The sequence below is a fragment of the uncultured Cetobacterium sp. genome (assembly GCF_947038635.1).
Lineage (GTDB): Bacteria > Fusobacteriota > Fusobacteriia > Fusobacteriales > Fusobacteriaceae > Cetobacterium_A.
This window is the reverse complement of record NZ_CAMQXC010000071.1, coordinates 1-11392: the sequence shown is the minus strand read 5'-3', so window position 1 is coordinate 11392 and position 11392 is coordinate 1. Positions and strand designations below refer to the sequence as shown.

Here is an 11392-nt window from a genome sequence, read left to right as displayed (position 1 = left end):
ATTTTATCCTATTCTCCTCTCTTTTAATAAAATCCACAGTAAGTACATCCCACCAACAAAGTTGATAACTGTCCCTACAGGGAAGCTATTATTAAATATTTTTTCTACAATTAGTTGTCCTATTATTAAAGATAAAATACTCATAAAAATAGAAGCGACAACTAAATATTTATGTTTATAAGTTTTTAGTAACTCTTTTGATATATTAACTGTTAAAAGTCCTAAAAATACAACTGGTCCAACCAATGCTGTAGATATAGAAACTAATAATCCCACTATTGTCAGATTTTTTCTTAAAAGTTTTTTATAATCTAATCCTAAATTTATAGATTGACTGTATCCTAAACTCATAACATCTAAAGTTCTCATATCCTTTCTTAACCAGAAAAATACAAAGGTAACAATAACATAAGATATTGAAAGTAGTGTTGTATTAACTCTATTATAACTTGCAAATAGACTACTTTGTAAAACTAGAAACTCATTTGGATCCATTATCATTTGAATTCCATTAGATAAACTATCTAAAAAAGTTCCCACAATCATACCAATTAAAATCATATAAAGTAGTTTTCCCTTACTTTTACCTGTAAAAAATTTTTGAAGAAAAATACTAACTGTAACCATAAGCCCAACTGTTATAAAAAATTTTGGAATAGGTGTTGTAAGCATTGGTATAGTTCTTCTAAATAGAAATATAGTCATTGTTTGTAAAAAAACATACATAGAATCAAGTCCCATAACACTTGGAGTTAGAATTCTACTATCTGTAACTGTTTGGAAAAGTAGTGTTGATACGGCAACACAAGTTCCACTTAAAACTATTGCTAATATTTTTATACCTCTTGTTGAGATTAAATATCTAAAATTATTTTTATTTACACCTACTAATAGAAAAAACGCTGCTGCTATCAATAAGGCTAAAAGAAGACCTAGCAGGATATTTTCCATCCTTTTTTCATTATTCTTCAAAGTTTAACCTCCTAAATATCATAGCTAAGAATATTCCACTTCCAAATACTCCTGTTATCATTCCAATTGGAATTTCATGTGGATATATAACTACTCTGCCTAAAATATCACATAGAAGTAAAAATAAACTTCCTAAAGCTCCAGTTATATAAAGATTTTTAGATAGATTGTCTCCGAAAAATAGAGAAACTATGTTTGGAATAATTAAACCTAAAAATGGTATTCCACCAACTGTTATCATAACCAATGAAGATATAAAGCAAACTAAAATTAATCCTATATTTACAATGGTTTTATAATTAATTCCTAAGTTCGTTGCAAACTCCTCTCCCATTCCAGAGATTGTAAATTGCTTTGAATAAAAGAAAGCGATTAAAACTAAAGGAATTGTTATATATAAAAGTTCATAGTTACCTTTTAATACTCCTGAAAAATCACCAAAAAGCCAGCTATTAATACTTTGTATTAAATCTCCTTTATATGCAAAGAACATAGTTATAGAGCTTAGAATTCCACTGATCATCATACCAATAAGCGGGACTAAAGCGTTGTCCTTTATTTTAATTTTTCTTACTATTCCCAGAAAAAGAAATGTTCCTCCCATTGCAAACAGTGATGCGATTAACATTTTAAATATAATCGATTCTGTTGGAAAAAATAGTAAAGCTATTAGAATCCCTAATTTTGAAGAGTCAGCAGTTCCAGCAGTTGTTGGAGAAACAAATTTATTCATAGTAAGTTGCTGCATAATTAAACCACAGATGCTCATTCCAAATCCTGCTGTTATTATACTTATTGTTCTTGGAATCCTACTTAAAAATATTATATTGTTACTATTTGTACCCTGAACAAAAATATCAGAGAGATTTACTGTTGCTACGCCTAAAAAAATAGAGATTATTGATAGAAAAATGATAAATACTGTTATTATAAAGTTTTTCATTTAATCTCCTTGTTTAATATTTTGTTTTACAAAATAAATTATAGCAAAATATTATACTTTGTCAACAATAAACTTTCTCGAGCAAAATATATGTATTGATTTTATTTTTTGGGAGAATCAGTAATATTAGTGATTAAAATAGTATCTATATTTACATTAATCAAATTTAATTGTTTCTTTTTTTCATGACACGAGGAAATGTATCATAGAAAAAAGTTAGTTTAATTTAACTTTTTCTAAAACTATCATTTTTTTTAAACTTTATTGAAAAAACTTGACATTTATTCCAGGCCAAGTATAATTGTAGTACAAATATTTGTATAAATATATACCAGGGGGGATTATGTTTTTACACAAAATTATTATTTTACTTTTATTGGTGTTAAATTTAAATAGTTTTGCTAGTTCAGAAAAAACCTCAATACCTATTACAATTCAAGCTACAATAGTGGAAGCTTTTCCAATAAATAAAAATCTTCAAATTAAGAATAATGTTATAATCATTAAAGATAAAGAGATTAAAAATGTTGAAATTAACGGAAAAAAAATAAAGAAATCTAATAAATATGTTTATCAGTATAATCTAAAAAAACAAGAACAAAAACAAAAATTTATTAAAGTACAATTGGAGATTTGATGAAAATTATTAATCTATTAATCTTTTTTTTAATCTTTAATATTTCATTTTCTTTATCAATTTTTCCCAAAGAATTAAAGAAAAATGTATCTGAAGAGATATCTGAAACATTTATTATTTCTTCAAATAGTAATGAAAATTATATAGTTAAAGTAAAATCGATTTTTAATGATTCTAATGTTGTGTATAAAATTCATCCTCAAATATTTATTTTAAATTCTAATTCACAAAAGATAATTAAAATAGCTCTAAATCATAACTTAAAAAATCAATTTTATAAAGGTAAAATAAAGTTTGAGTTAATTCCTTTTAATTTAAAAGAGTTTAATAATATTGTTTTTGAATTGCATCTTAATGCGGAAATATATACGAATAATTTATCGACCTTATGAATTTTAGAATATTAATATTGAGTTTTCTAATTTCTTTTCATAATAACTATATGTTTCTCTTTCTTTTCAACAACTATAGTTAATTCGAGTAAATTCATAAAAAAGCTGTAGATTTTTCTACAGCTTTTTGTTTATAGAAATTAAAATGTTCTATTAATAAAAAAAATGATATAATAAGGCATACTAAGTGGGGTGAGTATGTGGAGATTAAGTTAGAGGAGAAAAAAATAAAATTAGTTTTAATAACACTTTTTTTAGGAATGATATTACCTATTTTTTTAACACATCAGAATTTTAAAATTTACGATTCTATAACTAAAGCATTAGAGTTATGGGATAAAGAACATCTTTTAATAGGTATGTTAAAGTTAGTTATTATGAATACTTTAAGATCTATACCGATGTATATAGCGATTTTTTTGCTTTTTGATTCAATAGAGATAATAAAAAATGGAAGAAAAAGAAATTTTGAAAAAGTATTGTTGATACTACCAATAATTCCAGTTGCTTATAGCTTAATTAAAATATTTTATGATATTCAACTTCCTATTGGAAAAACAAGTATTTTGGGAGTATTGTGGTTTTGTTATTATGTAAAATTTGATTTAAAAAATATAACATATATAGAAAAATATCTAGTTTTTTTATCTTTTATTGTGGGGTTACAATGGTTAGATGTAAGTAGATTTTTTAATTTTTTAGGAGTTGGAGAGATTACATCAGATTTAAATAAAGCTATAAGCTTTATGGAAGCAGATTTAATTGTAACATTAATTTGTATTAGTTTTTTTAGTTTTTTCACTTTGTTTTCAATTTTATTACTACATTTTTTTAAAGGACAAGAGGAAAGAATTGCAAGATCTAAATCAGAAACAGAAAATAGACATTTAAAAGAAGTTCAATTATTAGTTCATGACTTAAAAACACCTATTTTTTCAGTGGGAGCTCTATTAGAAACTCTTACTCTTCAAGAAGAGAATGAAAGAAAAAAACTTTATCTTAAAAAGATGGAGGATTCAATAGAGAAAACTAATATTATGATTAGTGAAATATTATCAGTAAAATCTGAAAAACCAATAGTGATTGAAGAGATGATGAAATTTATTTTTTCATTTTTATCAGTTCATAAAAATATCGAAGGGATAACTTACAAAAGTTATTTAAAAAAAGATTATAAACTAAAGGGAAATAGAATTTTATTATCTAGAGTAATAATAAATCTTATTGTTAACTCTTGGGAGGCAAACTCATCTGTTGTAAATATAATGGTTAAAGATTATAAAAAAAGATTGATTATACAAATTGATGATTGTGGTGATGGAATTGATATTGATAACATAAACGAATTAATAAAAGAGGGCATATCTACAAAAAACTCTTCAGGTAAGGGGCTATCTTTTGTGGTGAAAACTATAAAAGATATGGATGGAAAAATATATTTTGTAAAAAAAATAAAAAAAGGAACTAAAATTTATATCATTCTAAAGGGGGATGAATATGGGAAATAAGATGTTAATTATAGATGATTCAGAGGAGATATGTTTTGCAATATCTGAATTTTTTATATATAAGGGGTGGAGTGTAGAAACTGCTAATAGTGTAGAAAAATCTTTAGAGATATTAAAAGATAGAAAGTTTGATATAATTTTAATAGATTACAATATGCCTTATATAAATGGAGCTGTTGGTGTAAAATTAATAAGAGCATTGGATAAAGAGGTATCAATAATTGCATTAACAGTGGAGGGAGAAGAGGTTGTAGCAGAAAGTTTTTTTGAAGCTGGAGCAAATGATTTTGCAATTAAACCTATAAAAATGCTTGATCTTTTTTCAAGAGTAAATGTTCACTTAAATAATAAAAAGCGTTTAAAAGATGAAGAATCACTTCCTAAAGGAATAGATAAAAATACTCTTAATATAGTTTTGGGGTGTTTAAGTAATAAAAAAGAGTACATAGATGTAGATGAAATATCTAATTTAACAGGAGTTGCTACAAAGACGGTAAATAGATATATGAACTATCTTTTAGATGAAGAAAAGGTTGTTTTAAATAATATTTATGGAAAAATTGGAAGACCTAAAAAGGAGTATAGATTAAAATAGATATATAAACCCGAATTGTTGAATTTAATAACAAAGAGGGTTTATTTTTTTGTGAGAAAAAAGAGAAAAAAGAGAAAAATGAGTGTTTTATTTACATTAAGTTTGATACAAGGTATAAATAATAGAAATGAAAGGGGAGTGAGTTATGAAAAAAAGATATTTATTAGGAGCGATAGCAGTAACATTTTTTTCTTCTAGTGTTTTAAGAGCTGATTTTAAACCATTTGATGAGAATGGAAATATGATTAGAACTGGTAGAGGAGCCGAGGGAAAAGTGGGGATAGTTTCTACAAGTAAGTATGAAGCTAGTAAAATCGGAATGGATGTTTTAAAAAAGGGAGGAAATGCAATTGATGCAGCTGTAGCAGCAGGATTTGCATTAGGTGTTGCAGAACCAAATTCATCTGGATTAGGTGGAGGTGGATTTATGCTAATAAGAATTGCTAAGACTGGAGAAACAGTATTTATCGATTTTAGAGAGAGAGCACCAAAAAATTCAGCACCAAAAATGTGGGTACTAGATAAAGATGGAAAAGTAGTGGACAATGAAAAAGTTGAAGGAGGAAAAGCAGCTGGAGTTCCAGGGGAGGTAGCAGGATTATTATATGCTTTAGAAAAATATGGAACTATGTCAAGAGAGGATGTAATTAGACCAGCAGCAGATTTAGCAAAAAATGGTTTTGTTGTGACACCAACATTATCAGGGGATATGAAAAATAAATACGATTTAATGGTTAAGTATCCCGAGTTTGGAAAAACTTTTTTAACAGCAGATGGATTTCCTTATGAAACTGGAGATACTTTTAAAAATGAAGATATGGCAAAAACGCTTGATTTAATAATAAAAAATGGTAAGGATGGATTCTATAAAGGGGAAGTAGCTGAATCGATTGTTGGAACTTTAAATAAATATGGTGGAGTATTTACAATGGAGGATTTAGCAAATTATGAGCCAAGAATTAGAAAACCTGTGGTAGGAAATTATAGAGGATATGAGATTATATCATCTCCAGCTCCAAGTTCAGGAGGAGCAGTAGTTGTGCAGATATTAAATATTTTAGAAAACTTCAATGTTGGAGATATGGAAGTAAATTCTCCAGAGTATTTACACCTTTTCTCTGAAGCATTTAAATTATCTTATGCAGATAGAGCAAAATATATGGGAGATACAGACTATACTCCGGTACCTCTAAAGGGATTAACATCTAAAAAATATGCAAAAGATTTATCTGAAAAAATTGATATGTCTAAATCTAAAGAAAGTGTTGCTCATGATCCATGGCAATATGAGTCAGATGATACAACTCACTACTCTATAGCAGATAAAGAGGGAAATATGGTTTCAGTAACTAAGACTGTAAATGGAATTTTTGGAAATGGAGTAGTAGCAGATGGATACGGATTTGTTTTAAATAATGAGATGGATGATTTTGTTACAGGAGAGGGACATCCTAATTCGGTAGCTCCAGGAAAAACTCCTCTTAGTTCAATGTCACCAACAATTGTACTTAAAAATGGAGAACCATTTATGGTATTAGGATCACCAGGTGCTACAAAAATTATAAGTACAGTATCACAAGTTATAAGTAAAGTTGTGGATCACGATATGGGAATGCAAGAAGCTATAGATGCACCAAGAATGTTTGATAATACATCTAATAAAATAAATGTTGAAACAAGAATTACTCCTGAAACTGTAGATAAACTAAAAACTTTAGGACATGAAGTAAATGGAACATCAGAGTGGGATAGAGGAATGGGATCAGTTCAAGGAGTATTATATAAGAAAGATGGAACATTAGAAGGTGGAGCAGATCCAAGAAGAGATGGAAAAGCACTAGGTATTTAAAAGAGGAGGATATAGAGATGAAAAAATTTTTTACAACAATGTTATTTTTTATTTTAGGAGTACTAGCTTTTGGAGAAAAATTTGAAAAACCCGTGTTACTAACTTCAGTGGGACAAAGTGCTGACGTGCAGATGGTAAGTGTATTATTAAAAAAAGCTGGAGTTGAAGCAACTTTAGATAAAAATATTACTGGGGACAAATTAGGAGCAGATAAGACAGTTGTAATAGCAATTGGAGGAAGTTCAAAAGGACTTGGAGCAGCTGGAATAAAAGTTGAAGATGAGTTAGCTAGAACTGAGCAGCTACTAAAAACTGCTAAAGATAAAGGAATAAAAATAGTTGGATTACATGTTGGTGGAGAGCAAAGAAGAGGAGAGTTATCTGATAAATTTGTAAATGCTACTATAGGTGAATGTGACTATTTAATTGTAGTTGAAGATGGAAATAAAGATCAACTATTTACAAAAGTAGCTGAAGAAAAGAAAATACCTTTAGTTCTTGTTCCTAAAATAAGTGGAGCAGTAGAGCCTCTAAAAGAGATTTTTTAATAAGTAGATAGAAAAGCTGCTAAAATTTTTAGCAGCTTTTATTCAAAGGAGGAAAAAGTGTCGCAAGAATTGATAATATTTTTAGGAATGATAATAGTCTTTACATTTTCATGTTTTAAACTGAAGTTACCTGTGAGTATAGCCATGGTTTTATCAGCTATAACAGGAACTTTAATGAGTGGTAATGGAATCCCAGTAAGACACTTAGTTGAAGGGATGTTTGGATATATTGATACTATTCTTGTAATAGCAACAGCCATGATTTTTATGAAAACTATTCAAGAGATTGGAACATTAAATGCTTTAAGTGCATCAATATTAAAAAAGTTTCATTCAATACCATGGGTTCTACTAATTTTTTTAATGATTGTTAGTATGTTTCCAGGAATGATAACAGGGTCTTCAACAGCAGCAGTGTTAACAGCAGGAAGTATAGTGGCTCCAATACTTATGTTAGTAGGAATACCAATTGTTGAAACTGCAACAATTATTGCAATAGGTGGAATACTAGGAATGATTGCTCCTCCTGTAAATGTACCAGCAATGATAATAGGTGGAGGAATAGATATGCCTTATGTAGGTTTTACAATTCCACTTCTTTTACTAACAATTCCAGTAGCTATTTTTACAGTACTTTACTTAGGATTAAAATATGTAAAAAAAATAAATTATGATGAGATTAAATCTAAAATAAATTTAGAAGACATTGAAAAGTATGGTTGGAAACTATATCTGCCAATAATATTAGGTGTTATTTTAATGGTTTTAGGAAAAGTTATGCCAACTATATTTAATTTGGGGATGCCTTTAATATTTTTAATAAGTGCTGTAGTTGGGCTATTTTGTGGTAAAAAAGTTAATTTTATATCTGTTTCTAAGGAAGCAATAAAAGAAACACTACCAGTTTTAGGAATTTTAATGGGAGTTGGAATGTTTATTCAAGTTATGACTCTTACTGGAGTTAGAGGATTTATAGTTGTAAATAGTTTAAGTTTACCACCAGCAATGATCTATGTGGCTATGGCAATAACAATTCCATTATTTGGAGCTGTATCATCTTTTGGAGCTGCTTCTGTTTTAGGAGTACCATTCTTAATGGTATTTTTAGCACAAAATCAGATAATAACAGCATCGTCAATCTCTTTTATTGCTGGACTAGGAGATTTAATGCCACCAACAGCTTTAGCAGGAATATTTGCTGCACAAGTAGTTGGATTAAAAGATTATTCATTGGTTTTAAAAAAATCAATTGTTCCAGCTTTGGTAATTATAGTTTACTCTATCCTGTTTATAGTTTTCTCTAAAGAGATAGCTTCAATAATATATTAGAGGAGAGTGATAAAAATGATGTTTATTTATTTAGGAATAACGCTATATATATTAGTTATGGTTATATTGAATCTTTTTGAAGAGAAAAGATTTTTTAATCAATTGAATGCGGCGTTAGTTATAATTCCTTTAATATTGAGATTATTAATGATAAAATAAAGAGGAGATTGTTGTATGAAAGGAAATAAAACTACTGGAGCTATACTTTTAGCTTGTTCTTTATTAATAGCTTTTATAGCAGGAAAAGAGTTTAAAAAAATGAGAGAACCAGAACCCATTGTAAAGGGTGAGGGAGTTACAGAAGTAAAGATGTTAAGTGAGTATTTCCCAGATATAAAAGGAACTAATATGGATACAGAGATCTATGTTTTAAAAGGAAAAGAAAAGGGGGGCTCTACACTTATTTTAGGTGGAACACATGGAAATGAACCGTCAGGACTTTTAAGTGCAGTGCTATTTATAGAAAATGCCAAAGTTGATAAGGGAACTGTCTATGTAATTCCTAGAACTAATAACAGTGGTTATACACATAATGATCCTCAAGAGGGATCACCTCAAAGATTTACAATTAAAACTAAAGATGGTGATAGATGGTTTAGATATGGTTCACGTGCAACTAATCCACTAGATCAATGGCCAGATCCAGATGTGTATATTCATGCAAGTTCTGGACAACAGTTATCAGGAAATGAAACTAGAAATATAAATAGAGCTTATCCTGGAAGACCAGATGGAACGTCTACAGAAAAAGCTGCATATGCAATAGTTCAACTAATAAAAAATGAAAAGATAGATATGACAATAGATTTACACGAGGCATCACCAGAATATCCAGTTATAAATGCAATAGTTGCTCATGATAGAGCTATGGGAATTGCATCAAATACAGTAATGAATCTGGAGTTTGAAGATGTAGCTATAGGGTTAGAACCATCTCCTGTGAGTTTAAGAGGATTGACTCATAGAGAATTAGGAGATTTTACAGATACATATGCAATTTTAATGGAAACAGCTAATCCAGCTCAAGGTAGATTAAGAGGAAAAACTAATGAAGATTTAGTTGTAACAGGAGTTGATCCAACATATGTAAAAGCTCAAAAGTTAGGACGTTTATTTGTACCATTTGATGAAAAAGGACATCCACTTGATGAAAGAGTATCAAGACACGTTGGAAGTGTTGTTGAACTTATAAAAGTAATGGGGGAAAACGAACCTGAAAAAGAGATTGTAATAGAAAATGTTCCAACGATTTCAGAAATAAAGGAAAATGGAATAGGAAACTATTTAAACAAAGTAACAAAAAATTAAGAGGTGAGTTATGGAAACTGTTGTTTTTACTTTCATAGGGATATTTTTTATAAAGTTAATTTATGAAAAAATATCTTTGGAAAAAGCTAGAAAAAAAATAAACATAGTTATACATGTTAATGGAATAAGAGGTAAATCAACAGTTTCTAGACTTATTGATGCAGGATTAAGAGATGGAAAGAAAAAAATATTTACTAAGGTTACAGGAACGGAACCAAAATATATTGATATTGATAATCAAGAAAAAGATATAAAAAGAAGAGGTAAGGCAAATATAAGAGAGCAGATAAAAACTATAAAAAAAGCTGCAAAGTGTGGTGCAGATATATTGGTTTTAGAGTGTATGGCTGTAAAACCAGAGTTACAAAAGATATCAGAGGAAAAAATTGTCAAAGCAGATATAGGTGTAATAACAAATGTAAGATACGATCATTTAGATGAGATGGGGGAAAGCTTAGAAGAGATTGCAAACTCACTTTGCAATATGATGCCTCAAGATGGAATTATAGTGACCGGAGAAGAGAAAAAATTAGATATAATTAAAGAGAAGGCTAAACTAAAAGCAACTAAAGTTTTATTCATGGATGGATTAAAAGATGAATATAAAGAGATAGACTTTATGGAAAATGTAGCAGTAGCTTTAAAAGTTTGTGAGTGCTTAGGAGTAGAGAGAGAAGTAGCATTAAAAAGAATGAAAAAATATAAAAAAGACTCTGGAGTTTTAAAAGAGATAAAATTTCTAAACTCTCAAGGTAAAAAAATAAGTTTTATAAATCTTTTAGCAGCAAATGATCCTGATTCTAGTGAGAAGATTATAAAAAGCTTTGAAAGTGAAGAGTTATGGAGTAGAAAAAAATACCTTATGGTTAATAATAGAAGAGATAGATTAAGTCGTTTAGAACAATTTGTAAGTTTTGTCGAAAAGCATGAAAAGAATTTTGAAAAAGTATTTATATCTGGGGAAAGTATAAATATTTTTTATAAAAAACTTCATAAAAATCAAAATAAAATTGAAGTTTTAAAAGATATAGAACAGTTTGATATTTTAAGTGAAAATTCAGTAATTTTTGCAGTGGGAAATATATGTGGAAAAGGAAAAAATCTGTTAAAAGAGATTGAAAGTAGGGGTATAGATGAATGAGACTATAGTTATAGTAGGGGTGTTACTGAGTATTTTATTTTATGAAGTAAGTGAATTGTCGCCAGGGGGGCTTATAGTTCCAGGGTATTTTGCACTTTTTTCAAATGACTATAAAAGAATAGTTGCAACTATCTTAGTTGCATTTTTTGTATTAATAGCTGTGAGAATTT

The 11392-nt window shown here is 28.5% G+C and carries 13 protein-coding genes; 11 read left to right on the top strand and 2 right to left on the bottom strand.

Annotation, left to right across the window (positions count from 1 at the left end):
• Positions 1-3: 3 nt before the first annotated feature.
• Positions 4-972, bottom strand: a complete 969-nt coding sequence (locus tag Q0V08_RS07710) for an iron chelate uptake ABC transporter family permease subunit (RefSeq protein ID WP_297433629.1) — start codon at positions 970-972, stop codon at positions 4-6.
• Positions 962-1915, bottom strand: a complete 954-nt coding sequence (locus Q0V08_RS07705) for an iron chelate uptake ABC transporter family permease subunit (protein ID WP_297433627.1) — start codon at positions 1913-1915, stop codon at positions 962-964. Before Q0V08_RS07705 ends, Q0V08_RS07710 begins: the two co-directional genes overlap by 11 nt.
• A 343-nt stretch (positions 1916-2258) precedes the next feature.
• On the opposite strand from Q0V08_RS07705, the gene Q0V08_RS07700 reads away from it, so the two are divergent.
• The 11 genes from Q0V08_RS07700 to Q0V08_RS11525 all read left to right on the top strand — a co-directional run.
• Complete coding sequence (locus Q0V08_RS07700; RefSeq protein ID WP_297433625.1) at positions 2259-2552, top strand: hypothetical protein; 294 nt, start codon at positions 2259-2261, stop codon at positions 2550-2552.
• Positions 2552-2944, top strand: coding sequence for a hypothetical protein (locus tag Q0V08_RS07695; protein WP_297433623.1), 393 nt, complete (start codon positions 2552-2554; stop codon positions 2942-2944). The genes Q0V08_RS07700 and Q0V08_RS07695 overlap by 1 nt, the downstream gene beginning before the upstream one ends.
• A 200-nt stretch (positions 2945-3144) precedes the next feature.
• On the top strand, positions 3145-4452 hold the full coding sequence (locus Q0V08_RS07690) for an ATP-binding protein (protein WP_297433621.1): 1308 nt from the start codon (positions 3145-3147) through the stop codon (positions 4450-4452).
• On the top strand, positions 4442-5047 hold the full coding sequence (locus Q0V08_RS07685; protein WP_297433619.1) for a response regulator: 606 nt from the start codon (positions 4442-4444) through the stop codon (positions 5045-5047). Before Q0V08_RS07690 ends, Q0V08_RS07685 begins: the two co-directional genes overlap by 11 nt.
• Positions 5048-5192: 145 nt before the next feature.
• The gene (gene ggt, locus Q0V08_RS07680; protein WP_297433617.1) at positions 5193-6896 is read left to right on the top strand and encodes a gamma-glutamyltransferase; all 1704 of its coding nucleotides are present in this window, start codon (positions 5193-5195) and stop codon (positions 6894-6896) included.
• Positions 6897-6913: 17 nt separating this feature from the next.
• Entirely contained in the window at positions 6914-7444 is a 531-nt protein-coding gene (locus Q0V08_RS07675) for a DUF6305 family protein (protein ID WP_297433615.1), read from the top strand.
• Positions 7445-7501: 57 nt separating this feature from the next.
• The gene (locus Q0V08_RS07670) at positions 7502-8773 is read left to right on the top strand and encodes a TRAP transporter large permease subunit (protein WP_297433613.1); all 1272 of its coding nucleotides are present in this window, start codon (positions 7502-7504) and stop codon (positions 8771-8773) included.
• Between the two features lie 15 nt (positions 8774-8788).
• Positions 8789-8932 (top strand): hypothetical protein, encoded by a 144-nt coding sequence (locus Q0V08_RS07665; RefSeq protein WP_297433611.1) that lies wholly within the window; start codon positions 8789-8791, stop codon positions 8930-8932.
• A 15-nt stretch (positions 8933-8947) separates the two neighbouring features.
• Positions 8948-10081, top strand: coding sequence for a succinylglutamate desuccinylase (locus Q0V08_RS07660; protein WP_297433609.1), 1134 nt, complete (start codon positions 8948-8950; stop codon positions 10079-10081).
• 10 nt (positions 10082-10091) lie between these two features.
• Positions 10092-11222 carry a poly-gamma-glutamate synthase PgsB gene (gene pgsB / locus Q0V08_RS07655; protein ID WP_297433607.1) on the top strand — a complete coding sequence of 377 codons (1131 nt, stop codon included), beginning with the start codon at positions 10092-10094 and terminating at the stop codon, positions 11220-11222.
• Positions 11215-11392 (top strand): poly-gamma-glutamate biosynthesis protein PgsC/CapC (locus Q0V08_RS11525; protein WP_366099784.1); only part of this gene is annotated, 178 nt, incomplete at its 3' end. The genes pgsB and Q0V08_RS11525, both read left to right, overlap by 8 nt.